Annotated in this window: 22 protein-coding genes and 1 pseudogene; 6 read left to right on the top strand and 17 right to left on the bottom strand. The window is 65.4% G+C overall.

All coding sequences use genetic code 11. The annotated features are described in order from the left end of the window. Nucleotides 1-21 precede the first annotated feature (21 nt). From C7402_RS42820 to C7402_RS42775, 10 genes are all read right to left on the bottom strand, one after another. Nucleotides 22-846: an HpcH/HpaI aldolase/citrate lyase family protein gene (locus C7402_RS42820; RefSeq protein WP_244315076.1), complete on the bottom strand. Its 825-nt coding sequence runs from the start codon at nucleotides 844-846 to the stop codon at nucleotides 22-24. A gap of 70 nt (nucleotides 847-916) precedes the next feature. After that, a complete protein-coding gene (locus C7402_RS42815; RefSeq protein WP_116614855.1) occupies nucleotides 917-1,849 on the bottom strand; it encodes an electron transfer flavoprotein subunit alpha/FixB family protein in 933 nt (310 codons plus the stop codon). Between the two features lie 15 nt (nucleotides 1,850-1,864). Then, a complete protein-coding gene (locus C7402_RS42810) occupies nucleotides 1,865-2,614 on the bottom strand; it encodes an electron transfer flavoprotein subunit beta/FixA family protein (protein WP_116614882.1) in 750 nt (249 codons plus the stop codon). A gap of 213 nt (nucleotides 2,615-2,827) precedes the next feature. Beyond that, a complete protein-coding gene (locus C7402_RS42805; RefSeq protein ID WP_116614854.1) occupies nucleotides 2,828-4,411 on the bottom strand; it encodes a class I adenylate-forming enzyme family protein in 1,584 nt (527 codons plus the stop codon). A gap of 215 nt (nucleotides 4,412-4,626) precedes the next feature. Beyond that, entirely contained in the window at nucleotides 4,627-5,295 is a 669-nt protein-coding gene (locus C7402_RS48120; RefSeq protein WP_279635610.1) for a TetR/AcrR family transcriptional regulator, read from the bottom strand. Nucleotides 5,296-5,463: 168 nt separating this feature from the next. After that, nucleotides 5,464-6,291 carry an enoyl-CoA hydratase/isomerase family protein gene (locus C7402_RS42795; protein WP_165842123.1) on the bottom strand — a complete coding sequence of 276 codons (828 nt, stop codon included), beginning with the start codon at nucleotides 6,289-6,291 and terminating at the stop codon, nucleotides 5,464-5,466. 39 nt (nucleotides 6,292-6,330) lie between these two features. After that, a complete protein-coding gene (locus C7402_RS42790) occupies nucleotides 6,331-7,494 on the bottom strand; it encodes a CaiB/BaiF CoA transferase family protein (protein ID WP_116614851.1) in 1,164 nt (387 codons plus the stop codon). Nucleotides 7,495-7,544: 50 nt separating this feature from the next. Then, nucleotides 7,545-8,327 carry a hypothetical protein gene (locus tag C7402_RS42785; RefSeq protein WP_116614850.1) on the bottom strand — a complete coding sequence of 261 codons (783 nt, stop codon included), beginning with the start codon at nucleotides 8,325-8,327 and terminating at the stop codon, nucleotides 7,545-7,547. Continuing rightward, complete coding sequence (locus C7402_RS42780; RefSeq protein WP_341869288.1) at nucleotides 8,324-10,006, bottom strand: long-chain fatty acid--CoA ligase; 1,683 nt, start codon at nucleotides 10,004-10,006, stop codon at nucleotides 8,324-8,326. The genes C7402_RS42785 and C7402_RS42780 overlap by 4 nt, the downstream gene beginning before the upstream one ends. Before the next feature lie 17 nt (nucleotides 10,007-10,023). Continuing rightward, nucleotides 10,024-11,463 (bottom strand): aldehyde dehydrogenase family protein, encoded by a 1,440-nt coding sequence (locus C7402_RS42775; RefSeq protein WP_116614848.1) that lies wholly within the window; start codon nucleotides 11,461-11,463, stop codon nucleotides 10,024-10,026. A gap of 266 nt (nucleotides 11,464-11,729) precedes the next feature. On the opposite strand from C7402_RS42775, the gene C7402_RS42770 reads away from it, so the two are divergent. From C7402_RS42770 to C7402_RS42755, 4 genes are read left to right on the top strand one after another with little or no spacing between them, the layout of a single operon-like run. Then, nucleotides 11,730-12,641 carry an SMP-30/gluconolactonase/LRE family protein gene (locus C7402_RS42770; protein WP_116614847.1) on the top strand — a complete coding sequence of 304 codons (912 nt, stop codon included), beginning with the start codon at nucleotides 11,730-11,732 and terminating at the stop codon, nucleotides 12,639-12,641. Beyond that, nucleotides 12,638-13,762: a thiolase family protein gene (locus C7402_RS42765; protein WP_116614846.1), complete on the top strand. Its 1,125-nt coding sequence runs from the start codon at nucleotides 12,638-12,640 to the stop codon at nucleotides 13,760-13,762. The genes C7402_RS42770 and C7402_RS42765 overlap by 4 nt, the downstream gene beginning before the upstream one ends. Next, nucleotides 13,759-14,172, top strand: coding sequence for a Zn-ribbon domain-containing OB-fold protein (locus C7402_RS42760; protein ID WP_112177898.1), 414 nt, complete (start codon nucleotides 13,759-13,761; stop codon nucleotides 14,170-14,172). The genes C7402_RS42765 and C7402_RS42760 overlap by 4 nt, the downstream gene beginning before the upstream one ends. Further along, entirely contained in the window at nucleotides 14,169-15,227 is a 1,059-nt protein-coding gene (locus C7402_RS42755; protein ID WP_116614845.1) for a quinone oxidoreductase family protein, read from the top strand. The genes C7402_RS42760 and C7402_RS42755 overlap by 4 nt, the downstream gene beginning before the upstream one ends. Before the next feature lie 40 nt (nucleotides 15,228-15,267). Here C7402_RS42755 and C7402_RS42750 read toward each other — a convergent pair whose 3' ends face one another. The 5 genes from C7402_RS42750 to C7402_RS42730 form a co-directional block, all read right to left on the bottom strand. After that, nucleotides 15,268-16,593 (bottom strand): MFS transporter, encoded by a 1,326-nt coding sequence (locus tag C7402_RS42750; RefSeq protein ID WP_165842122.1) that lies wholly within the window; start codon nucleotides 16,591-16,593, stop codon nucleotides 15,268-15,270. Nucleotides 16,594-16,663: 70 nt separating this feature from the next. Next, nucleotides 16,664-17,830 carry a porin gene (locus C7402_RS42745; RefSeq protein WP_112177901.1) on the bottom strand — a complete coding sequence of 389 codons (1,167 nt, stop codon included), beginning with the start codon at nucleotides 17,828-17,830 and terminating at the stop codon, nucleotides 16,664-16,666. A 582-nt stretch (nucleotides 17,831-18,412) separates the two neighbouring features. Next, nucleotides 18,413-19,027 carry an NIPSNAP family protein gene (locus C7402_RS42740; protein WP_112177912.1) on the bottom strand — a complete coding sequence of 205 codons (615 nt, stop codon included), beginning with the start codon at nucleotides 19,025-19,027 and terminating at the stop codon, nucleotides 18,413-18,415. A 50-nt stretch (nucleotides 19,028-19,077) separates the two neighbouring features. Beyond that, nucleotides 19,078-19,410 (bottom strand): YciI family protein, encoded by a 333-nt coding sequence (locus tag C7402_RS42735; RefSeq protein ID WP_112177902.1) that lies wholly within the window; start codon nucleotides 19,408-19,410, stop codon nucleotides 19,078-19,080. A 216-nt stretch (nucleotides 19,411-19,626) separates the two neighbouring features. Further along, nucleotides 19,627-20,763: a porin gene (locus tag C7402_RS42730; protein ID WP_116614843.1), complete on the bottom strand. Its 1,137-nt coding sequence runs from the start codon at nucleotides 20,761-20,763 to the stop codon at nucleotides 19,627-19,629. A gap of 388 nt (nucleotides 20,764-21,151) precedes the next feature. Between C7402_RS42730 and C7402_RS42725 the strand changes: the two genes are divergently transcribed. Beyond that, a complete protein-coding gene (locus C7402_RS42725) occupies nucleotides 21,152-22,138 on the top strand; it encodes a GNAT family N-acetyltransferase (protein WP_112177904.1) in 987 nt (328 codons plus the stop codon). On the opposite strand, the gene map is transcribed toward C7402_RS42725, so the two are convergent. Beyond that, entirely contained in the window at nucleotides 22,135-22,902 is a 768-nt protein-coding gene (gene map, locus C7402_RS42720) for a type I methionyl aminopeptidase (protein ID WP_116614842.1), read from the bottom strand. The two genes, C7402_RS42725 and map, sit on opposite strands and share 4 nt — an antisense overlap. After that, the gene (locus C7402_RS42715; protein WP_116614841.1) at nucleotides 22,899-23,111 is read right to left on the bottom strand and encodes a ParD-like family protein; all 213 of its coding nucleotides are present in this window, start codon (nucleotides 23,109-23,111) and stop codon (nucleotides 22,899-22,901) included. Before C7402_RS42715 ends, map begins: the two co-directional genes overlap by 4 nt. Before the next feature lie 206 nt (nucleotides 23,112-23,317). Between C7402_RS42715 and C7402_RS42710 the strand changes: the two are divergent. Beyond that, a pseudogene (locus tag C7402_RS42710) lies at nucleotides 23,318-23,460 on the top strand (acetaldehyde dehydrogenase); the annotation flags it as partial.

Below are 23,460 nucleotides of genomic sequence, written 5' to 3'. Positions count from 1 at the left end.
CGCGCCAGGTTTCCGCACCCTTTACCGTACCGCTTCCACAAAACGATCGGCCTTGCGGCGCACGGCGGCGTCCAGCGCGAGCAACTGCTGGGCGCGCAGCAGCACCGGCCGGTCGATCATCTTGCCGTCCAGCGCAATCGCGCCCGTCTGCGTCTTGTCCGACGCTTCGACGACGCGCGCCGCCCAATCGAGGTCGCGCGCATTCGGGCGATAGCAGCGATGTACCGCTTCGATCTGCTTCGGATGGATGCAGAGCTTCGCGCCGAATCCTAGCTTCTTGCCGTTTTCCGCATCGCGTTCAAGCCGGCCTTCATCGTGGATATCGGGCGTGACGCCGTCCACCGGCGTTTCGATACCCGCCACGCGCGATACCAGCGCGAGTTGCGCGCGATGGTGATTGAGCGGCTCGCCGTCGTCATCCATGCCCATCTCCGCGATGAAGTCGAGCGTGCCGAACAGCAGGCGCTTCACGAACGGCGCCTTCGCAATCTCCATCGCGTTCCACATGCCGAGCGCGCTCTCGACCAGCGGGAAGACCGGTATGCGGCGGCGCGCGAGCGCGACCGTCGCAGCGACATCGGCGGCGTGCTCCGCCTTCGGAAGCACGATGCCGGCCACGCCGTCCAGAGCGCCGAGCTTCGCGTCGCGCTCGAACCACGGAGTGCCCCGCCCGTTGATGCGAACCAGCACCGGGCGCTTGCGCGACACCCAGTTGGCGATGTGCTCGCGCGCGGCGTCCTTCGCCGCGGGCTCGACGGCGTCCTCCAGGTCGATGATGACCGCGTCGGCGCCGCTTTCCAGCGCACGCTCGAAGCGCTCGGGACGACTGCCCGGCACGAACAGCATGGACTGCGCGGAAAATTTCGCAGTCCCGATTTCATCGCGATGAGCGTGAACGGGCCTTTCTGCGTTAGGGTTAGAGGACATTTGCGAGCTCCGGTACGACTGCAAAGAGATCGCCTACGAGGCCGTAGTCGGCCACGCTGAAGATCGGCGCTTCTTCGTCCTTGTTGATCGCGACGATGACCTTCGAGTCTTTCATGCCGGCCAGATGCTGGATCGCGCCGGAGATGCCCACGGCAACGTAAAGCCCCGGCGCAACGATCTTGCCGGTTTGGCCGACCTGGTAGTCGTTGGGCACGTAGCCCGCGTCCACGGCGGCGCGTGACGCGCCCAGGGCTGCGTTGAGCTTGTCCGCGAGCGGTTCCAGAACCTTGGTGTAGTTCTCGCCGCTGCCAAGACCGCGACCACCGGAGACGATGATCGACGCGCTCGTGAGTTCCGGGCGATCGAGCTTCGTGACTTCGCGGCTCACGAACTGCGCAAGGCCGCTGTCCGCTGCGGCTTCGAGCTTTTCGATTGCGGCGCTGCCGCCTTCGGCTGAGGCTGCGTCGAACGCGGTCGTGCGGACAGTGATGACCTTGACCGGATCGGCCGATTGAACCGTGGCGATCGCATTGCCCGCGTAAATCGGACGCTCGAAGGTATCGGGCGATTCGACGGCGGTGATGTCGCTGATCTGCGCAACGTCGAGCTTCGCGGCAATGCGTGGCGTGACGTTCTTGCCCGCGGCCGTGGTCGGCGTGAGGATGTGCGAGTAATTCTTCGCAATGCTGATGACCGTCGCTTCGACGTTTTCAGCGAGACCGTGTTCGAGTTGCGGCGCGTCGGCCAATAGCACCTTCGCAACGCCTGCGATCTTCGCTGCCGCATCGGCTGCGGCCTGCGCGTTGTGTCCCGCCACCAGCACGTGCACATCACCGCCAATCTTTTTCGCAGCGGCCACGGTGTTCAGCGTCGCGGCCTTGACGCTCGCGTTGTCGTGTTCGGCAATAACCAGAATCGTCATTTTCAAATCGCTCCCTTACAGCACCTTGGCTTCGGTTTTCAGCTTGTCAATCAGCGCCGCAACGTCGGGCACCTTCACGCCCGCGCTACGCTTGGCCGGTTCCGCGACCTTCAGCGTCTTCAGGCGCGGCGTAACGTCAACGCCCAGGTCTTCCGGCTTGACCGTTTCAAGCGGCTTCTTCTTCGCCTTCATGATGTTCGGTAGCGTGACGTAGCGCGGCTCGTTCAGGCGCAGGTCGGTCGTGACGACTGCGGGCAGCGTCAAAGACAGCGTTTGCGCGCCGCCATCCACTTCGCGCGACACGGTGGCCTTGCCATCGGCCACGACAACCTTCGAAGCAAACGTGGCTTGCGGCAGGTTCGCCAGGGCGGCGAGCATCTGCCCGGTCTGGTTCGAATCGTCGTCAATCGCCTGCTTGCCGAGGATGATGAGCGATGGCTGTTCCTTATCGACCAGCGCCTTTAAAAGCTTCGCCACGGCCAGCGGTTGCAGGTCCTCATTCGACTCGACCAGCACCGCGCGATCGGCACCAATCGCGAGCGCCGTACGCAGCGTTTCCTGCGACTGCGAAGGACCGCACGAAACGGCGATCACCTCGGTGGCGACACCCGCTTCCTTCAACCGCACGGCTTCTTCAACAGCAATTTCATCGAACGGATTCATCGAGAACTTCACGTTGGCGATATCCACGCCCGTGCCGTCCGACTTCACGCGAACCTTCACGTTGTAATCCACCACGCGTTTCACTGCTACAAGAACCTTCAATTTCGTCTCCCAATGATGCATGGACATGCTGCTAAACGCAGCCGATTACATGCTGAATCGCGCTTGTCCACAACTATCGATTAGTTCTGACCGCCATAGATCAATCCTATGGCGACAGATCAACGCGATGCGAATCGACGAAAACCCGCGAAACCCGGCGAAAACAAAAAAGCCCGGAAAGATCCGGGCTCGCTGCCTGTTGGCGCGGTGCGCCTAGGCCTTGCTGAACAATTCCACCAGCCGCATTCTGTGGACCTTGCGCGTACTGGTCTGCGGAATCTCGTGCATGGGCACGAACACCACTTCGCGCGGCACCTTATACGCGGCCAGTGAAGCCCGGCAGTATTCAAGCACCGCCGCCTTGTCTAGCGTCGCGCCGCGCGCCAGCACGATCACGGCCGCCACCACTTCGTCGCGCACAGGGTCAGGCAGTCCGGTAACGAACGCTTCTTCAATGGCCGGATGGGTGCGCAGCACCTCTTCCACTTCGATCGGCGCCACGTTGATGCCGCCGGTCTTCAGCATCTCCTTGATGCGCCCCTTGAAGTGCAGGAAACCTTCGGCGTCGAGCACGCCCAGGTCGCCCGTGTGGAAAAAACCGTCGGCGTCAAAGCTCGCCGCCGTCGCTTCCGGATTCTTGAAGTAGCCGCGCATCACGTGCCCGCGCAGACACACCTCGCCCGCTTCGCCGGCCGGCAGGGTACGCCCGGTCTCCGGACATACGATGCGCACCTGGGTCCCAGGCAACACGCGTCCTTCGGTTTCCGCGCGCCTGGCCACAGGATCGCTCGCATCGTTCACCGTCGCGAAGCCATAACATTCGGTCAGCCCGTAGCAGTGGCACAGCAGCGGCATGGCCGTGGCGATCAGCTTGCGCGACACCTCGGGCGAACCGGACGCCACGCCCTTTCGCAGACCGGAAAGATCGTATTCGCCGCGTTGCGGGTGCTCGAAGATCGCGTGCACGATATTCGGCGTCGCGCCAAGCGCCGTGCAACGGTAACGGGAGATGAGGTGAAGCGCCTCCGTTGCGTCGAACTGCTGCTGCATGACGATATGCACGCCATGTGTCCAGCTCGTCAGCAGGAGGTTCTCGCAACCCATTCCCCAGAACAGCGAAACGGGCAGAAACAAGGCGTCGTCGCTATCCAGATGCAAACGCGCACCGATATTCCAGGTATTCTCGATCAGGCTGTCGTGCTGCAACAGCACGCCCTTCGGATGCGAAGTGGAGCCCGACGTATAGAGCAGGTAAGCAATGTCGCTCGGCTGCACGGCGGAGAGCCGCGTGTGGATGACCGTGTCGGCCACGGCCGCGCCGCGCGCGACGAACGCCTCGTAGCCGATCGCCTGCGCGGCCGTGCGGTCTCCGAGCATGACCACGCGCTTGAGTCGCGGAAATGTCTCGGACAGCGGCGCGAGCCCGTCGAGCATTTCCACATAGTCGGCGTTCAGATAGCGATCCACGGTCACGAGCACGGAAATGTCCGCATGATCGAGCACATAGGCCAGTTCCCGCGCGGTGTACCACGTGTTGAGCGCCACCATGGTCGCGCCCAGGTACTGGATGGCGAAGTTCACGACCAGCCATTCGATCCGGTTGCCCATCAGGATGCCCACCTTGTCGCCGGGCATGACGCCCTCGGCCTGCAAGGCCTTCGCGAACTCGATCGCCAGATCGCGAAACTGCGCGAAGGTGACCGTGCGCCCTTCGAAACTGACTGCGGGACGCTCGGGAAAGCGCACGGCCAGCTCCTCGACTAGCGCAGCGAGCGTCCGGCTTTCAGGCTTGTTCATGTGTCTCTCTCCAGATGTTTTCAGATCAATGGCTTTGTCTTGCGATTCATTTTAAACACATTGTATAAACTCGACGTTTTTTATAAGTATACGTATTTACCCTGCGCCTGATGAAGACGCCACGCTGCGGAACCGGAGGGGGTGGAAAACGGGAATCGATGCGCGGCGCGCAAGCGCCGCCGTGAATGGAAAGCGGGATATTCGCAGTGCGGCGTTCAGGCGCCGAAACGCGCCATCATCGCGTCGACGAGAAAGCGTTCCAGTTGGGGCGCGCCCAGCGACAGGCCGCTGATCGAACCTTCAATCGCGAGCCCGGCCACGACGCCGAGCAAAATGACCGCGAACTCTTCCTGAGCCTCCGGCTGGCTGTGCGGAAAGGCCTCCTTCAAGACGCCGGCTATCTGGTGATAGAAGCCCGTCCTCAACTTCGCCAGCCGCTCCATGAGGGCTTCGGAACCGAGCGCGTCCAGCCAGGTTTCCGCGAACAGCGTGGTCCAGCTGCGCCATTCCAGAATGTCCTCGGCAAGCAGGGCCGCTACCTTGTTCACCCGCGCGGCGGGCTCGCTCGCCTGCAACAGCTTGCGCAGCCCGGCCATGCGCCGGTCCATCAGGTGCTCGAGCAGGCTCAGGAACAGGTCGTCGCGCCCCTTGAAGTTGTAATAGATCGCGCCGCGCGTGACGCCGGCCGCTTTCGCGATACCTTCGAACGAGACCGCGCGCACGCCGTTGCGCCGGATCAGGCGCGCGGCGGCGGTCAGGATGCGGGTAGGCGCCTCCTGCGAGTAATCGATACGATCGGGCGCGTCCGCCTGAACGTCCTTATCATCCGTCTGCATTGACAAGCCATCTCCCTGATTCGCCGGATATTGCGCATGCCGGCGCATGGTCATTTCGAATGGACAAATGCGCGGGCATTCGAAATATCGCGTTGCCGCACGCACCTGGCGCCGTTTTTTGCACAGCGTGTATATATTAGCATCCCGGCAATGGCACGGGCGCCGGCGCGGCGGGAGAGGAAGGCGGGTTGTGAAGGTGTGACCGGAGGCGGCGCGCTAGCGGCCCTGAAAATCCGGTGCGCGCTTTTCGCGAAAGGCATCGACGCCCTCGCGGCAATCGAAGCTGGAGGCATGACGAAGCCGCGCCTGGCGTTCGAGCCGCAGCGCGTCGCCGAGCGTGGCGTCCGCTCCGCTCGCGAGCAGGCGCTTCAGGCGCGCCAGCATGAGCGGGCTGTTCGCGGCCAGCGTGTCGGCGAGCGCTGCGGTTACGGATTCGAGCGAGGCGTCGTCCACCACACGATGAATCAGCGCCGCCAATAGCGGATCGTCGGCGGGGAGCATGTCACCGGTGAACAGCAGAAACTTCGCGTGCGCGGGCGGCAAACGGCGTGGCAAGCGCGCGCTCGCGCCGGAGCCCGGCAGCGCGCCGATCTTCGCGTGCCCGTCGCCAATGCGGGCGCTGCGCGCGGCGACGATCAAATCGCAGCACAAAAGCAGTTCGAGGCCGCCGCCCACCGCGAACCCGTTCACGGCCGCCAGCACGGGCTTGCTCACGCGTTCGAGGCGGCGCATCAAGGCCGCGCATTGATCGACGAGGCGGCCCGCGCGGCGCGGGCCGCCTTCGCCCTGCGCGGCTTGCGCTTGCTGTAGCGTCTGACTGAGCCCGTGCAGATCGGCGCCCGCACAGAACGCGCGACCGGCCCCGGCGAGCACCAGCACGCTCACGCGGTCATCGCGCTGGGCCTCGCGCAAGGCGAGCCCCAACGTGTGCACCAGCGATCTGTCCAGCGCGTTGAGCCGCGCCGGGCGCTCGATGCGCAGCCATCGCACGCGGCCGCGCGTCTCGACGCGCAGGCCGCAAGCGTCCGTTCCCGCACTATCCATCGGACTGCTTATCGTTTTCGGCATGCGCGGCATCGCACGCTATGCGGCGCGACTGGCGGGACTCGCGCCATCAACGCGCTCGATCAACGCAGCGGGCACGTCCCAGCCTTCGAGGATCTCGCGGTTATGCTGCCCAGGCGTCGCGGGACCGCTGTGCACGCCCGCCTGCGTGCGACTGAAGCGCGGCGCCGGGGCTGGCTGGATCACGCCGTCCACCTCGATGAAATTGTCGCGCGCGACGTTTTGCTCATGGCGAGGCGCCTCATGTAGATCGAGGACGGGCGCGAAGCACGCGTCCGTGCCGGCGAGCAGCGCGCTCCATTCGTCGCGGGTGCGGGTCTTGAAGAGTTCGACAGTCTTCGCCTTGAGCGCAGGCCAGTGCGCTTCGTTCATCTGATCGCGAAAGGCGTCGTCCGTCACGCCGCAGCGTTCGAGCAGGAGTGCGTAGAAATGCGGCTCGATCGCGCCCACGCAAATATACTTGCCGTCCGCGCAGGCGTAGGTGCCGTAGAAGTGCGAGCCACCCGCGACAATATTGGTCTCGCGTCCGTCACGCCAGGAACCGTGCGCGAGAAAACCGTGAATCATCGCGCCGAGCAGGTTCGAGCCGTCGAGCATCGCGGAGTCGACGATCTGGCCGCGCCCCGACCGGCGCGCCTCGAACAGCGCGCACAGCACGCCGAACGCGAACATCATGCCGCCGCCGCCAAAGTCGCCGACGAGGTTCAGCGGCGGCGTGGGCGGCACGTCAGCCGGGCCCATCTCGTGCAGCAGGCCCGTCAAGGCGAGGTAGTTGATGTCGTGCCCGGCCGCCTGGGCGAGCGGCCCGGTCTGCCCCCAGCCCGTCACACGTCCGTACACGAGCTTCGGACTGCGCCCCTGGCAATCGTCGGGACCAATGCCTAACCGCTCCATCACGCCGGGCCGAAATCCTTCGATGATGGCGTCGGCCTTTTCGCACAGATGCAGCATGACGTCCCGCGCGTCGAGGTGCTTCAGATCGAGCGTCAGCGAGCGGCGGCCGCGCGCCATCACGTCGAAGCGCGTGCCGAGCATGGGATACGGATTGGGCGCGCCCGGCACGGGCGGCCGGTCGATGCGGATCACCTCCGCCCCCATGTCGGCCAGCATCATCGCCGCGAACGGGCAAGGCCCGATGCCGACCATCTCGATGATGCGCAGCCCCTCCAGTGGTCCTGCCATGTCGTCTCTCCTCCAGTGTGTCGTGTCGATGCCGGGTGACGCCGGCGGATTCAGTACTGGCCTTCGCCTGCGGGCGGCTTCTGGCGGCCCACGCGTTCATAAAAGTGCACCGGGATCGCTTCTGCCTTCTTGTAGAGTAGCCACGCGCAGGGCCGCGAGGCGTCGGGGTCGAACGCGGTGACCCAGAGCGGATGGCCGCCCCATTCCATCGGCAGGATTTCGTTGACCGCGCAATGCGCGCAGTAGTACGGCACGTTTTCCTGGCCCCACGACCAGTCGTGCGCCTGCGCGGTCACGCCGAACTCGTAGGGCGGCCCGAGGCGCGATGGCGAGCCGTCGGCCGGATCGCCCCGCCGCATGCGGCCGCCGGACCCGCAAGGGTCGAGCCGGATCGTGTACTTCTCGTCGTCCTCCTCGACCGTGACGCCATTGGCGCCCGGCTCTGCCGTGAAGGCATGCGAGCGCATCATTTCCGCGCATAGCTGCGCGCGCTCCTCCACCGTCATTTTCAGGAAAGCCTTCCACGTGCGCCGTAGCATCCACGTCGACTGGACGTCACGCAGCATCTCGCCCACCGCGTCCTCGCCCCAGCGCTGCGCAATGCGCGTGAGCGAGTCCCACACCCAGTCGGCGCTGAGGTCGTGTACGGGCTTGCGCTCGTTCAGCGCGTAGCGCACCAGCGCTTTCGCGCGCTCCGCGTCGCCTGCGTCGATGGCTTCGCAAAGCAGGCGCTCAGTCGATTCGCCCAGGGTGCGCCAGTCGTCGCGGCGCAGCGGGCGCCCGATCTTGTCGAACGGTTCGGGTTGGATCGCTTTGATTTCGGTCTCGGTCACGGCTTGACGCCTCCTTTCTCCGGTTTGGAACCCGCTGCGCCAAACTGCTCGCGCAACGCCGTTTTCATGATCTTGCCGGTCGCGGTGTGCGGCATCGATTCGATGAAGATCACGTGCTCCGGCATCCACCACTTCGCCACCCGCTCGCGCAGCCAGGCCTTGACGTCGGCTTGCGCGACTGCGGCGCCCGCCTCGCGTGTGAGGAGCATGGCGGGACGCTCGCCCCACTTCGGATCGTCCACGCCGATCACGGCGACTTCGGCAACACCCGGGCAGCCCATTGCGGCGTTTTCCAGTTCGATGGAGCTGATCCACTCGCCGCCCGACTTGATGACGTCCTTCGCGCGATCGACGATGCGCATGTAGCCGCGCTCGTCGATGGTCGCAATGTCGCCGGTGTCGAACCAGTCATCGGCGTCGCGCCGGTCACGCGCGTGGCCGCCTTCGCTGTCGAAATAGCGGTCCACCACCCACGGTCCGCGCACGGCAAGGCGGCCTCGCTGCACGCCGTCGCGCGGCAGCGTGCGCCCCTCGTCGTCGCGCAGCACCATTTCGACGCCGAACGGCGCGCGGCCCTGCGTGCATTTGAGTTCGAGCTGCCGCGCTGGCGACAGCGCGGCCGCGCTCGCGCAGAGCATGCCGGACGACCCCACGGGCGACAGTTCCGTCGCGCCCCACATGTGCGCGACGCTCACGCCGTAGCGCTGCTCGAATGCTTCGATCATCGAAGGCGGCGCCGCCGCGCCGCCGATGATGAGCCGCTCCAGCACGCCAAGATCGCCGCCCTCGCGCTCCAGGTGCGCCAGCACGGCGAGCCACACGGTCGGTACGGCGGCGGTGAGCGTCACGCGCTCGTCCACGATGAGGCGCTGCAACGCCGGCGCGGCGAGATCCGGGCCCGGCATGACGAGCTTCGCGCCGACAGCGGCCGCCGCATGCGGAATGCCCCAGGCGTTGGCGTGGAACATCGGCACGACGGGCAGCGCACTCGTGCGCGCGGACATGCCGAGCAGGTCCGGCTGGCAAACGGACCACGCGTGCAGGACCGTGGATCGATGCGTGTAGAGCACGCCCTTGGGATTGCCGGTCGTGCCCGAGGTGTAGCAAAGCCCGGCGGGACTGTTCTCGTCGAGTTCGGCCCACGGCTCGTCGCCGTTCTGCATGGCCAGCAGGTCCTCGTAGCAGAGCAGCCGCGCAGCCTCCTGCGGCGGCATGTGCTCGCCATCGGTCAGGATGACGAAGTGTTCAACAGTTTCGAGGCGTGGCGCAATCTGCCTGACCAGATCGACGAAGCTGAGATCGAAGAACAGGACGCGGTCGCGCGCATGATTCACGATATAGACGATCTGATCGACGAAAAGACGCGGATTGATCGTATGCGCGACCGCACCCATGCCCGAGATGCCGTACCAGCACTCCAGATGGCGAACGGTGTTCCAGGCGAGCGTGCCCACCCGGTCGCCTGCCTGCACGCCGAGCGCGCGCAGCGCGCCGGCCACACGTTTGGCCCGCGTGTGCGCCTGCGCCCACGTGCTTCGGTGCAGCGGGCCTTCCACCGTGCGCGTCACGATTTCCGTGGCCGGGTGATTGAGCGCCGCGTGATCGATGAGCTTCCAGATCAGCAACGGCCAATGTTGCATCGAGCCGGTCATGGCGGGGTTTTTTTCAAGGTCTGTCATGTCGTTGCGCGGTGGCCTCATGCGCCCACGATCGCCTTGGTTTCCAGATATTCGGCGAACGCGTGCTCGCCCCACTCGCGGCCGTTGCCCGATTGCTTGTAGCCGCCGAACGGCGCGTCGGTGTCGAGGCTTGCGCCGTTGAGCACCACCTGCCCCGCGCGCAAGCGTGCCGCAACGCGCCGTGCCTCGCCGGGCTCGCCCTGTACGTAGGCGGCGAGTCCATAAGGCGTGTCGTTGGCGATCGCGATCGCGTCCTCCTCGCTGTCGTAGCCGATCATCACGAGCACCGGCCCGAAGATCTCCTCACGTGCGATCGTCATGTCGTTGTGCACATCCGCGAACACCGTGGGCCGCACGTAAAATCCGCGTTCGACGCCATCGGGCCGCCCCGGGCCGCCCGCCACGAGCGTGGCGCCCTCCTCCATGCCGCGGCGAATCAGGCCCTGGATCTTTTCGAACTGCGCGCGCGAGGCCACCGGTCCGATGGTGATTTGCGTGCCTGGTGCGCCTGGCCCGGCCGCGATCGCTTGCGCCGCGCGCCGCGCATAGTCGCTCGCCTGCGCGAGACGCTCGCGCGGCACCAGCATGCGCGAAGGCGCGTTGCATGACTGCCCCGAGTTCAGCATGATCGTGCGCACGCCGTCGACCACGGCCGCTTCGAGGTCCGCGCTGCGCAAGATGAGGTTGGCGGACTTGCCACCCAGTTCCTGGCTCACGCGCTTGATGGTAGGCGCCGCGTTCAGCGCGACCTGCACGCCCGCGCGCGTCGAGCCCGTGAACGACACCATGTCGACGTCCGGATGGCGGCTCAACGCCGAGCCAACCGTCGCGCCATCGCCATGCACCAGATTGAAGACGCCGGCGGGCGTCTGCGCCTCGTCGAGGATTTCAGCGAACAAGGTGGCCGAAAAGGGCGCCAGCTCGGAGGGCTTGAGCACCATCGTGCAGCCGGTGGCGAGCGCGGGCGCAACCTTGCACGCGATCTGGTTGAGCGGCCAGTTCCACGGCGTGATCAGCGCGCACACGCCGATCGGCTCGGAAACAATGCGCGAGCGCCCCGCGTCGTGCTCGAACGCATAACGATCGAGCACCTCGCGCGCCGAGCGCAAATGGGCGAGCCCGAGATCGACCTGGAGACCGGCGGCCAGCCACGCGGGCGCGCCCATCTCGCGGCGCACGGCGTCGGCGAGTTCGGCGCGGCGCGCCGAGTAACACTCGATGATCCGCTCCAGCAGTTGCTTGCGCGCCGCCAGCGTCGAGCAGCCGAACGTTTCGAAGGCGGCGCGCGCCGCGCGCACCGCGTCATCGACATCCGCCTCGCCGCCCAGCGCAAGCGTGCCGCAGCCGGATTCCTCAGCCGGATCGACGATCTCCAGCGTGCCGCCCGCGCCCGCTTCGATCCACCGGCCGTCAATGTAGTGATGCAGGTTGTTACGCCATTCTCCGCCTTCGCTCATTTGCCCCTCCCTGGTGTCTGTTTTTTGATTGTACATCGTGTTTAAAATCGATCAACTAAGGGATTTAACGGATATTTCCAGGCCGACACCTCTTTGCACCCACACTCCGGAGCCACGCACTGATTGGCTGTATCGTCCACAAGAAGGGCATTTTCCGCGTCCCACCCAGCTCGGATCTACAAACCATTTGAATTTTGAACACGCTGTATGTAGACTCGAAAAGAAAAAATTCCTCTTTTGTACACTCTGTTCAATAAGGACTTTCAATGCCAGGAACCGGATACGCCGAGCCGCTCGGCGAGCTTCGTTGCGACCTGGGCGAGTCGCCCATCTGGGACGAGCGCCGCTCATGTCTATGGGGAATCGATGTCACCGCGCCCGCCATCTGGCGCATGACGCTCGACGGCCGCCATCATTCGATTCCCATCGAGCGCCCCATCGGGGCGTTGGCGCTCTCTCCCAAAGCGCTCGTCTGCGTCCAGCGCAACCAGATTCGCAGCTACGACCCGGAGGAAAACGCATTCGCCGACCTGTGGCGCGACGACGTCTTTCTCGGCGACCAGCGCTTCAACGATGCGGGTGTCGACCCCGCGGGCGCGCTCTGGGTAGGCGGCATGGACCGGCGCGTGCAGGCGCCGCTCGGCAGCCTGTTCCGCTTCGAGGGCGGCGTGCCCGCCGCGTTCGACGCGGGCTTCGTGCTGGGCAACGGCCTGGCATGGAGCCCGGACGCACGCACCCAGTACTTCGTGGACACCTACCGCAGTACGGTCTGGCGCTATCCGTGGGCGCGCGAGGAAGGGCTGGTCGGACCGCGCACCCTGCACGCGAGGACTGAAGGCCCGGGCCATCCGGACGGTTGCGCCATCGACGAAGCCGGTTGCCTCTGGGTGGCGATGGCGGGCGGCGGCCGGATCGACCGCATCGACCCGTCGGGGCGCGTCGCGGAGTCGATCCGCCTGCCGGTCAGCAAACCGACGAGCTGCGCTTTCGGCGACGCCGACCGGCGCACCCTCTTCATCACCACGGCGCGCATGGGCCTTGGCGAAGCGACCCTGCACGACGAGCCCGGCGCGGGCGCTGTGTTCGCCGTGCGGGTTACGACGCCGGGCCTCGCCCAGCCCTTTGTCACGCAATCGTTCACCCTGTCATTCACGCAATCATCTCAGGAGTGCAAATGAAGTCTTCTGTTGCCGTGGTCGGCGTAGGCACGACCGGATTCGGCCGGCTGCCGGATCGAACCAGCTTCGACCTGGGCGTCGAAGCGCTCCAGGCGGCCCTTGACGACGCGGGTCTGGAGGCCGCGGACATCGACGGCCTGGTCGTCGCCCGGATCCCCGACAACCAGCGTTTCGCCGAACTCGCCGGGCTCGCGCCCAACGTCTCCTCCACGTGGCCCGCCGCCGGGCGCATCTGCGGCATCGCCATCGCGTACGCGGCCATGCTGATCGAAAGCGGCCAGGCGCGCCGCGTCGCGCTCGTCTACGGCAACGACGGGCGCTCCGCAGGGGCCACGTATGGCGGCGCGGGCGACGCCTACGGCGGCGGCATGAGCTTCTGGGCGCCCTACGGCATGACGTCGCCGGGCGCGTTTCACGCGCTCATGTACGCCCGCTACGCGCATGAGCATCGCAGCGATCCGGCCGCGCTCGCCGAGATCTCGCTCACGTTCCGCCGCCATGCGGCGCTCAACCCGCTCGCGGTCATGCAAAAGGCACTCACGCGCGACGATTACTTCGCATCCCGATATATCGCCGAACCCCTGCGCCTGCTCGATTACTGCCTCATCAACGACGGCGGCGTCGCGATGATCATGAGCGCCGCGCAAGAGGCACGAGGTCTCGCGAAACCCCCGGTCTATCTCGCCGGACACGGGCAATGCGCGGACTTTGCAGGCGCCAGCTTCCCCCCCGCCGACCACTGGCGCGGCGCGCTCGCGAGCGCGCACGAGTCGGCCCGCGCGATGGCCGGGCGCGGGGCCGCCGACGCCGACGCGCTGATGCTCTACGACAACTTCACGCCCGCCGTCCTGTTCGAACTGGAAGGCCTCGGCCTCGCCGAAGCCGGCCGCGCCGACCGCCTCGTGCTCGACGGCGCGCTCGGCCTGCAAGGCGCGCATCCCGCGAATCCGAGCGGCGGCCATCTCTCCGAAAGCTACATGCAGGGCTGGGCGCTCAACGTCGAAGCCGTGCGGCAGATTCGCGGCGAAGCGCTCGCCCGGCAGATTCCGGGCGCCGCAACGATCGTCTATGCGTGCGCCGCGCCCCAAAGTTCCGTACTCATCTATGGAGGTGAAGCATGACCATCGAAACGCGGCCCATGCCGCCCGTGCGAGAGCGCGACGCCCGCTTCTGGCAGGCGCTGCGCGCCGGCGAATTCGTCGGCGAGGCCTGCGGCCAGTGCGGCGCCGTGCGCTATCCCACCGCGCTGCGCTGCCCCACATGCCGCTCGGCGCAAGCCGAATTGCGCGCGCTGTCCGGGCGCGGCGAGATCGTCAGCGCGTGCCGGTTTCATCGGCCGTACTTCGCCGAGTTCGCCGATGCGCTGCCCTATACCGTGATCGTCGTGCGTCTGGAGGAAGGGCCGCTGCTCTACGCCAATCTGGTCGACGAACCGCACGCGCTGCCCGCGCCGGGCGAGCGCGTGCGCGCCGTCCTCGACCCGCTCGGCGAGCACGCCGCGCTCGTGCGCTTCGAAAGGGTGAACGCATGAGAGCCATCGTCGTACGCGAAACCGGCGGCCTGGACGCCCTCAAGCTCGAAACTCTCCCGCGCCCCGAAGTCGGCCCCTCCGATGTGCTGATCCGCGTGGCCGCCAGCGGCGTCTGTGCGCACGACATCGCGGTGCGCGCCGGCGTGCTGCACAAAGGCGTGCAGTTGCCGCTGATTCCGGGTCACGAAGTCGCGGGCATCGTGGAGGCCGCCGGGCCGGCCGTGCGCGGCTTCAAGCCAGGCGATCGCGTGGCCACCACGCAGCGGCGCTACATCTGCGGCGCCTGCCGGTTTTGCCGGGGCGGCTGGGAAACGCTGTGCGGCGAGCGCGTTTTCCTCGGCGACTGGGGGCTCAACGGCGGCTATGCGGAGTTCGTCTCGGTCGATCAGCGCAACGTGGCGCCCGTGCCGGAGCACGTGCCGCTCGCCGAGGCGGCGATTGCCGCGTGCTGCGTCGGCACCTCGCTGAACGCCGTACGCGACGTCGCGCGCGTCGCGCCCGGCGAGCGCGTGCTCGTGACCGGCGCGGCGGGCGGCCTCGGCCTGCACGCGCTGCAACTGCTGCGCGCGGCAGGCGCCTTCGTCGTGGCCACCACGTCGTCGCCCGCCAAGGCGGCCATCATCCGCGAGAACGGCGCGCATGAAGTCGTGATCGCCGGGCGCGGCGCGGATTTTTCCGCCGATGTGCGCCGCGCATGCGGCGGCGAAGGCGTGGACGTGGTGCTCGACAACGTCGGCGGCGCCTGCTTTCACGCCACGCGACGCAGCCTCGCGCCGCTCGGCAAGTGGCTGCTGATCGGCCAGGTCGATCCCGCCTTCGTGAGCTTCAGCCCGGCGCAACTCATCCACGGCACGGTCAGCCTGCTGCCGGTTTCCAGTTGCTCGCGCACGCAGCTCGAAGACACGCTCGCGTTGATCGCGCGGTCGGTGGTGCGCCCCATCGTCGCCGGGACGCTGCCGCTCGAAGCCGCGGCGGACGCCCACGCGCGCGTCGAGGCGGCGCGTGTGTCGGGCCGCCTCGTGCTCACGCCCAACCCCGAACTGCTCCAGGCCTGAGCGTGACGCGCCCTGCGGCCGCCGTGGCCGCAGGGCTTCCTCATCGCACCGTCCTTGCGCGAATCTTGCCAAGGCAAATCCACAGCAGCAGCGCCGCCGCGCCGAGCACCGCGAGACAAACGAGGCCCAGCAGCAGGCTCAACGGCCGCCCCGGCGCACCCCACAGATCGTTCGCATAGCCGATGCATGCGGGACCGCCCGCCGACCCGATCAACCCCGTGAAGATCAGATAGATCGACGAGATCTGCCCACGCGAGCGCGCGGGCGCGAGGTCGGCAATCGAAAGCAGACCGATCACCATGGCCACGCCGAGCGCCGCCGAGAGCAGCGCCGTGCCCGCGAGCACGATGCCCGCATTGGGCGCGAGCGCGACGGTCGCAAACCCCGCGGCCGCGAACGGCAGGCACCACGCCGCCACGGCCACGCGCCCGTGGCCACCGGCCTTGCGGCTACGGTAGTCGCCGATCACGCCGCCGAGATATGCGGCGGCGCAGCCGATGACCGCGAGCAGGCAGCCATACGTCATGCCCGCTTCGCGCGCGGCGAAACCATGCTCGCGGATCAGGACCGTCGGCACCCAGCCGGTGGTGGCGAACGAGCAGAACGTGATCAGCGCGAACGAGACGTGGTGCGGCACGTAAAGCGCGATGCCGTGGACCCAGTCGCGCAGCCCCGACCAGTCGAGCGGCGCCGCGTGCGAAGCGGCGAATGCGCGCGGCGGCTCCTGCACGAAGACGAGCAAGGCGCAGCAGAGCGCGCCGGGCAGCAGCATCGCGAACATCACGAGACGCCACGTTTCGATCGGCAGCCCGGCGGCGGCGAGCCGCGCGGCGAGCCCATCCATGCCGGGCAACGCAAAGCCGACGATGGCGAGCGACAAACCGGCGCCGGCGTAGACGCCCGTCAGGAAGAAACCCAGCGCCTTGCCGCGACGCGTCGCGTCGAAGTAGTCGGCGATCAGCGAGAGTGCGGCGGGCAGCAGCGCGGCCTCGCCCATGCCCACGCCCATGCGGGCGATGAAAAGCTGCGTGGCGTTGTGCGCGAAGCCGCTCGCGGCCGCGCTGAGCGACCAGATCGCGATGCACGCCGCCAAGACGTTGCGCCGGTTGCGCTGATCGACGAGGCGGCCGATGAAGGGCCCGGCCACCGTGAAGGCGAGCACGAACGCGGCGCCCTGCATCAGTCCCATTTGCCCGTCGCTGAGCCCCAGCGAGTGCTTGATGGGCTGCACGAAGAGCGTGAGGATCTGGCGGTCCAGATAGCCCACCATGTTGATGAAGAACAGCGCCCCGACGACGAATTTCGCACGACTCGCCGTAGCACCGGCAGCCGACAGCGCGCGATTCGCGTTTTCGATGGATTCCATGAATAGCTCCGCATTGGGCGGCCCGAGCGCTTTCGCGGCGCGGGCCGGATGGCGCATGCGCGCCGACGGTTTAGAAGACGTGACGAATGGCGAGGCGCAAGGCCGCCTGCCGGTTCGAGGACGAAGGCGTGAGCCCGAAGATCGAAGCGACCGCACGCGTGCCCGTCGACTGCGTGCCCGAGGCGACCTGGTACACGGCCGTGGCGTAGAGATCGGTTCGCTTGGAGAGCGAGTACAGCGCGCCGAGATCGAACTGGCCATACTTGCCGCCGGGTTCGCCCGCTACCGCGCTGCCATGGCTGTATGACGCCTGGCCGCCGAGCAGCAGTTCCGGCGAAACCCGGTAGCGCAGATTGAGCGCGACGTTGTTGAATGCCGCGTCGCCCTTGAGCCCGGCCGGATTGAGCACGCCTGCCTGGCCGCTCAAGCCCTTGAACTGGCTGTTCGAATAGTTCATGCCGAGCGTGGCCTGCCCGAGCGTCCACGCAAGCGCGACATTGACCATCTGGAGCGTGTGCGCCGACGCGTAACCGCTGTTGACGGGCGTGTAGAAGTTGTTGGTCGCGGCCGTGGCATTCGGCAGGCTCGTCGCGTAGTACGAGGCGTTCGGATTGCGTGCGTTCAGGTAGGACGTTCCGATCGCGATCCAGCCGTTCGCGTAGCTCGCGCCAACCGAAATGATCTGGTTCTGCGTGAAGTCGCCCGCCACGCCGCCAAGCGAGTAGACGCCGCCGAACGTCAAGCCGGCGAAACTGGCGCTTTTGTACTTGATCGAGTTGTTGAGGTGATTGGCGGCGCTGTAGTTTTCGATGTCGCCGGGATTCGTGACGATATAGCCGCCCCACTGGCTCGGCGCGGCGAGCGGCCCCACATAATCGATCGACGCATCGTATTGCCGCCCGAGCGTGACGCTCCCCCAACGCGCGTTCGACACGCCGACCCAGGCCTGCCTGCCGAACATCAACCCGCCCTGGCCGAGCTTGCCCGTGTTGATGTCAAACCCGTTCTCGAGCACGAAGACCGCCTGGAGCCCGCCCCCCAGATCCTCGCTGCCGCGCAGTCCGAAACGGTTGCCGCTCAACACGCTGGCGACCATCGCGTACTGGCGGTGGCCGGCGGCGTTGTCGTTGAACAGCAGACCCTCATCGAGAATTCCGTAAAGCGTCACGCTGCCCTGCGCCCATGAAACGCCGGCATACAGACCTAGCAACGCACTTAACAGCACCTTTCCTTTCATGCCTGAGTCTCCTCTCCACTGGTTTGAATTAGGTAGTACTAATCAAATTGAAACGCTGCGCGAAGCCAGTCACCGGCCCGCTGGCAGGACACGTGTGCGCAGGGCCGTGGCAATTTGCGCGACATGCACGGAACTGCGGGCAAAAGCGTGCCCCTGCCGCGTGTGCCAAAGGCGACGCGGCCTTGCAGACAGGCCGTTCACGCTGCGGGCCGGAAAGCCGCAGCGGGCGCCGCGTGGGGCGCCTTCATCCGGTCGGGGTCGCTGGTTCGTGCCGCCTCGCGGCGTCTCTCCAATCCTTTTCGCGCGATATCTATTTTTCGCTCGATCTTATTAAACAACGTGTTTATACACTGTGTTTTTTAGATATTCAAATACGGCATTTCCCGCATGCGACACCGCGCGCGCCGGCTGGCGCGGGCGCGCGAAGGGGTCATGCGGGGCGATCGGAGAGGGGAACGGCGAGAAGGGGTGAGCCGCCTGCACAGGCGTAGCGGCTCAAGACGCCGAAAAGCTTCGGGAGACGGTGGGAATGGGAATCACGCGGCGGCGGCGGTGGCGGCCAAGGGCGCGCCACCCTGAGCCTCACTTCAACGGCGAATACGCTTCCGGCAACGCGATCGTCGAAGTCGCGCGGGCGATCTGCTGCGGCCCGCCAACGGGCGGCCAAAGACCTTGCGCATAATGCCGTGCGCGCAGCTCGATACGCTCGGCGAAGCTCGAAAATCCCCAGATGTGGGTAATGCGCGGCGGCCCGTCGAGCGCGTAGAGGTTCACGACGAGATGCGACGTATACGCGTGCGCCGGTTCGATCGCCCGCTCCCAGCCCGCAAGGGTCGGCTCAAGGCCGCCGGGCTTCAGGCAATACGTCCGGAACTCGTACACGCCGCCAAACACCGCAGGCTTCACGGGCGGCAAAAACGGAAACGGCGCATAGCGCTCCATGCTCAGCCCCACGCTCGGCGTGTCGATATTGAAGGGCCGCGTGCTGGCGAGCGCGCGAGCGCGCTCCTGCTCCAGCGCCTCGGGCGTCTCGAACGCGCGCAGGAGCTTGATCTGAAAGAGCTCGCCGATTTCCGTGCGCCACGCCCCAAGCAGAAGGCCCGACGCGTCGGCGTCCGATACCCAGCGGTGTGCGCCGGCGGAAACGGTGTCCTGCTCGAGCGGCAGGCAAGAAAGCGTCACGATTTCATACAGCATGTCGCGATTCCCATGATGAAGAGGTCCATGATCCGAACGGCGCTCGCGCTTCATGCAAGCGCGGCCAGTTCGGGCGGCAAACTCTGGCTCGAATGTTCGGCGAGCATGCCGAAGAGCGGGTCCCACTCCTCGATGGTGAGCGCGCAAATCAGGCCCTCGCGCGCAAAGGGATCGGCGTCGACAAGCGCCTGCACCGCCGCGCGGTCGGGCGCTTTCATGACGATGAAGCCCGCCCGGCGCGCGCCTGGTCCCGCCTTAAGCGGCCCCGATGCAAGCAGTTGGCCGCGGGCGATCAACGCTTTCAGATACTGCACGTGTTCGACGACGTGCTGATTCCAGCCTTCCCCGTCGGGATGCTCCATTCTGACAAGGTAGATGTGCATGGCGATTGCCTCGTTGAAAAAGGATGATCAACGATAGTTCACCGCCACCGGGCGATAAACGCCCCGCTGGTTTCTTCTTTTGAAACTGCGAGTAGGCAATGCGCGACGGCCCGGTCGTGCCGGGCGCGTGCGCCAATAAAAAAGCCCGTCTGGTTAGACGGGCAAAAAAGACTCCCGGATTGACGTATGAATTCGTGCTACGCCAACGCCGCCGCTTTAGAAGCGCGTGAGCATGCCGACGGCGCCCATGACCTGGTTGCCCGTCGACGACGCGCCGCCCGCGTTGTACATGACCGCGACGTTCTTGTTGCCCGTTGCGTGCTGGTACATCGCTTCGCCGTAAATTTCCGTGCGCTTGGACAGCGAGTAACGCGCAATCGCGTTCACCTGGCTCCACTTCGGATCGGCGCCATACGAGGTCGTGCCGTTCAGATGCGCGTCGGTGTACGCGTACGACAGGCCGGCCTTGAGGGCGGGCGTGAAGTTGTACATGCCGTTCACTTCGTAGTTGTCGAAGCGCACCGAACCGTTGTTCAGACCGAACGCGCTCGTGCCCTGGTACTGGCTGTGCGAGTAGACGAAGCCCAGCACGGCCGGTCCGATCGCGTAGTTCAGGCCGGCAGCGACGGTGCGTTGCACGTCGGACGTGAGGTTGCCCTTGACTTCGGCCTGGTCGACAGCGCCGCTCGTGTTCGAGAACGCGGTGCCGGTCTTGGCGCCCGAGCCGTTGGTCTGCAAGTAGCCGGCAGCGGCCGTCAACGGGCCGTAGTTGTAGCTTGCCGCCGCGCTGTAGGCGCGGCTCACGGCGAACTCGGTGCTGTTGCTGAACGCGTACATGCCGCCGAACTTGAAGCCGCCGTAGTTCTGGCTCGTGTACTTGACCGAGTTGTTGAAGCGAACGCTGTGCTGAAGGTTGTCGTTGTCGTACGGGTGGGCGAAGCCCGAATCGCCGAACGTGCCGGCCGTGGCCGACAGCGGCGAGACGAAGTCGACGACGTCGTCGTACTGGCGACCCATCGTGAGCGTACCGTACGCGTTGCTGCTCAGACCAACATAAGCCTGACGACCGAACATGCGGCCATTCTGACCCAGTGCGCCGTTGTTGACGCTAAAGCCGTTTTCGAGCACGAAGACCGCCTTGAGGCCGCCGCCGAGATCTTCGGCGCCGCGCAGGCCGAAGCGGCTGCCGCTGATGTTGCCGCTCGCGAGGGCGACACGACCGCTACCGCCCACGTTATTCGTGTAAGCGATACCGGCGTCGATGAGACCGTACAGGGTGACAGAGCTTTGTGCGTGGGCCGAAGCCGCCGCGAATGCGGTGACGCATGCTGCGGCGATCGAGATTTTTTTCACTGTGAGACTCCAGTTCTATGGAAACGCTGGGGTTGAGACGCCGCGAGTATAGAAAAGGACATTCGGGAAAACGTGATCCCGGTTCCGCAAGGTCTCTTCCTGAATCTGGAAGAATCAATTCAAAAAACTGCAACAAATGCCGAAAAGACGGGCGCAGCAAGGCACTCGCTGTCAGTTCGCCTACGGCGAGCAGTATTTGCCCGCAGCGGGAGTCGTTTTTGTGCAACATCGCCCGTGAGCGATCGCTCCGGCCGCAACGGCTTGCGGGCGTTCGACAACCGTGTGCGGATCACAGACAATCGATGCCCGGCATTGCCGTGACGCGAACGGACGATGTGAATTTCCATGACAAAACGATGGCAAGACCATCAGAAAAAGGACGGCTACCATGCTGCACATCGAGGACCTGGTCACTCCGCCAGAGGGGTTCCTGCGCGACGAGCCGGAGGGCGCGGAGTTTTATCAGGCCTTTCAGACCGCGCGCCTGGACGACTTCAGCTTCGGTTATTTCGCCGTCTACCGCGCAGGCGCGCTCGTGACCGTGGCGCCCTACTTCGTGATGGATTTCCGGCTCAATACCCTGCTGCCCAACGGCTGGCTGAAGCGCAGCCTGAGCGGGATCCGCTTCAAGCTGGCGTGCATCGGGCACCCGACTGTCGACGCCGGCCGCATTCACGGCGAGGTTTCCGGGGAGACGCTCGCGGCCATCAGCGCGGCGCTCGAAAAGAAAGGGAGTCTGCTCGCCTATAAGGGATTCGACGAGAATCTGCCGCTCAAGGGTTTCGTGGCGGCAAAAGGGCTGCCCGTGCCTGTGCTCTCGATCGGCCCGGACTACTATCAGGCCATGAAGAGCGACCGCAGGAACCTGCTCAAACGCAAGCTGAAAAAAGCGGCGGCGCTGCGTTATGAAGAGTGCGCGGGCTTGCCCGATCACCTGGTCGCCAAGGTGTATCAACTGTATTTGAACACCTGGCAAAAAGCCGAGTTGAAATTCGAAAAGCTCACGCCGGAGTATTTCGCCAATACGAGCCGCCTCAGCCACTATCTGCTGTTCTTTCTCGATGACGAACTGATCGGCTTCACGCAGTTGATCGGCAAGGGGCGTCACCTGGTCAACCGCTATATCGGGCTCGACTACGCGAGGAGCCATGACTACGGCTTGTATTTCGCCATGTTCATTCGCACGGTCGAATTCGGCATTCGTGAAGGCTTCGCGGAAATCGAGCTGGGCGCGACCTCATACGAGTTCAAACGCATTCTGGGCGCGCACCAGGTTCCCACATGGAATCACTACCGGCATAAAAACCCGCTGGTCAACTGGCTGCTCGGCAAGCTGCGCAGCGTGCTGGAACCATCGGCGTCCGAACTGCGTTAGGCCGCAGGCCTTTCGTCGCGGCGCAGCGTCAAGACCCGCACGCCGTTTCCGGTCACGGCCACGGTGTGTTCGAATTGCGCGGAGAGTTGCCCGTCGCGCGTGACGACCGTCCAGCCATCGTCTTCGGTCTGAACGTCATGCCCACCCTGGTTCAGCATCGGTTCGATGGTGAACACCATGCCTTCGCGCAACACGAGACCCGTTCGCGGTTTTCCCCAATGCAGCACCTGGGGCGGCTCGTGCATTTCGCGCCCGATGCCGTGCCCGCAATATTCCCTCACGACCGAATAACCGTTTAGCCGGGCGTGCCGCTCGATGGCATGCCCCACATCGCCCAGCCTGGCGCCTGGGCGCACCGTCTTGATGCCCTTCCACATGGCGTCGTAGGTCACCTGCACGAGCCGTTTGGCCGCTGGCGACACCTCGCCAATTAGATAGGTCTTGCTGGAGTCGGCGATATAGCCGTTCTTCTCCAGCGTGATATCGAAATTGACGATATCCCCGCTCTGCAATCGCTCCGTCGCGGACGGCACGCCGTGGCAAACCACGTTGTTGCGCGAAGCGTTGAGCGCGTAGGCGTAGCCATACTGGCCTTTGCTCGCGGGGCGTGCGCCGAGTTCATTCACGATGTGGCTATCGACAAGGTCGTTGACCTCCATGGTCGACATGCCGATCAGGTTCAGCCGGTCCAGGTGAGCGAACACACCGGCGAGCAACTTGCCCGACTCAGCCAGCAACGCCACTTCTTCGGGGCGCTTCGTCATGCCGACGCCGCCCTGACGCTCTGCTCCACAACGCCCGCGGCCCGCAACTCACGCGCCACGATCTCATTGAAGCTCAGCGTCGGATTCATTTCGCACAACATACCAATCTTGATCCAGAAGGCGGCCTGTGCGTTGATCGACCGGCATGACACGGCGCTCGCCTTGCGGATTTGATCGTGCAGTTCGTCGTCGATGTTCACGATGCCCATACTACGCTCCCTATATGTTCCATATACGAATCATATAGTCTGAACCGGTAATTGCGCAAGCACGAGTCGATTCAACCCATTAACTCTCAACATACAGTAGTCTAAATCACATGTTGACAGTTAATGAGAGTCCTCCTACCATGCGATCACTGAAAAGAAGGGCTGTGAGCGCATGCGCGCCCGCCGCCTTCCATCGTGGAGGAAACATGTCAGCAAGAGAAAAACTCAAGGCCGCGATCATCGGCTCCGGCAACATCGGCACGGACCTGATGATCAAGATCATGCGCAACAGCCAGCATCTGGAGATGGCGGCGATGGTCGGCATCGACCCGAACTCCGATGGCCTGGC

The sequence above is a fragment of the Paraburkholderia unamae genome, assembly GCF_003096875.1.
Classification (GTDB): Bacteria; Pseudomonadota; Gammaproteobacteria; order Burkholderiales; family Burkholderiaceae; genus Paraburkholderia; species Paraburkholderia unamae.
Note: the sequence above shows the minus strand (reverse complement) of the source record. Positions and strands in the feature narration are given on the sequence as shown.

Coding starts and splice junctions, on each gene's coding strand:
- C7402_RS42820 (WP_244315076.1), bottom strand. CDS start 846: ATGCTGTTCGTGCCGGGCAGTCGTCCCGAGCGCTTCGAGCGTGCGCTG.
- C7402_RS42815 (WP_116614855.1), bottom strand. CDS start 1,849: ATGACGATTCTGGTTATTGCCGAACACGACAACGCGAGCGTCAAGGCC.
- C7402_RS42805 (WP_116614854.1), bottom strand. CDS start 4,411: ATGAACAAGCCTGAAAGCCGGACGCTCGCTGCGCTAGTCGAGGAGCTG.
- C7402_RS48120 (WP_279635610.1), bottom strand. CDS start 5,295: ATGCGCCGGCATGCGCAATATCCGGCGAATCAGGGAGATGGCTTGTCA.
- C7402_RS42795 (WP_165842123.1), bottom strand. CDS start 6,291: ATGGATAGTGCGGGAACGGACGCTTGCGGCCTGCGCGTCGAGACGCGC.
- C7402_RS42790 (WP_116614851.1), bottom strand. CDS start 7,494: ATGGCAGGACCACTGGAGGGGCTGCGCATCATCGAGATGGTCGGCATC.
- C7402_RS42780 (WP_341869288.1), bottom strand. CDS start 10,006: ATGACAGACCTTGAAAAAAACCCCGCCATGACCGGCTCGATGCAACAT.
- C7402_RS42775 (WP_116614848.1), bottom strand. CDS start 11,463: ATGAGCGAAGGCGGAGAATGGCGTAACAACCTGCATCACTACATTGAC.
- C7402_RS42770 (WP_116614847.1), top strand. CDS start 11,730: ATGCCAGGAACCGGATACGCCGAGCCGCTCGGCGAGCTTCGTTGCGAC.
- C7402_RS42765 (WP_116614846.1), top strand. CDS start 12,638: ATGAAGTCTTCTGTTGCCGTGGTCGGCGTAGGCACGACCGGATTCGGC.
- C7402_RS42760 (WP_112177898.1), top strand. CDS start 13,759: ATGACCATCGAAACGCGGCCCATGCCGCCCGTGCGAGAGCGCGACGCC.
- C7402_RS42755 (WP_116614845.1), top strand. CDS start 14,169: ATGAGAGCCATCGTCGTACGCGAAACCGGCGGCCTGGACGCCCTCAAG.
- C7402_RS42750 (WP_165842122.1), bottom strand. CDS start 16,593: ATGGAATCCATCGAAAACGCGAATCGCGCGCTGTCGGCTGCCGGTGCT.
- C7402_RS42745 (WP_112177901.1), bottom strand. CDS start 17,830: ATGAAAGGAAAGGTGCTGTTAAGTGCGTTGCTAGGTCTGTATGCCGGC.
- C7402_RS42740 (WP_112177912.1), bottom strand. CDS start 19,027: ATGCTGTATGAAATCGTGACGCTTTCTTGCCTGCCGCTCGAGCAGGAC.
- C7402_RS42735 (WP_112177902.1), bottom strand. CDS start 19,410: ATGCACATCTACCTTGTCAGAATGGAGCATCCCGACGGGGAAGGCTGG.
- C7402_RS42725 (WP_112177904.1), top strand. CDS start 21,152: ATGCTGCACATCGAGGACCTGGTCACTCCGCCAGAGGGGTTCCTGCGC.
- map (WP_116614842.1), bottom strand. CDS start 22,902: ATGACGAAGCGCCCCGAAGAAGTGGCGTTGCTGGCTGAGTCGGGCAAG.
- C7402_RS42715 (WP_116614841.1), bottom strand. CDS start 23,111: ATGGGCATCGTGAACATCGACGACGAACTGCACGATCAAATCCGCAAG.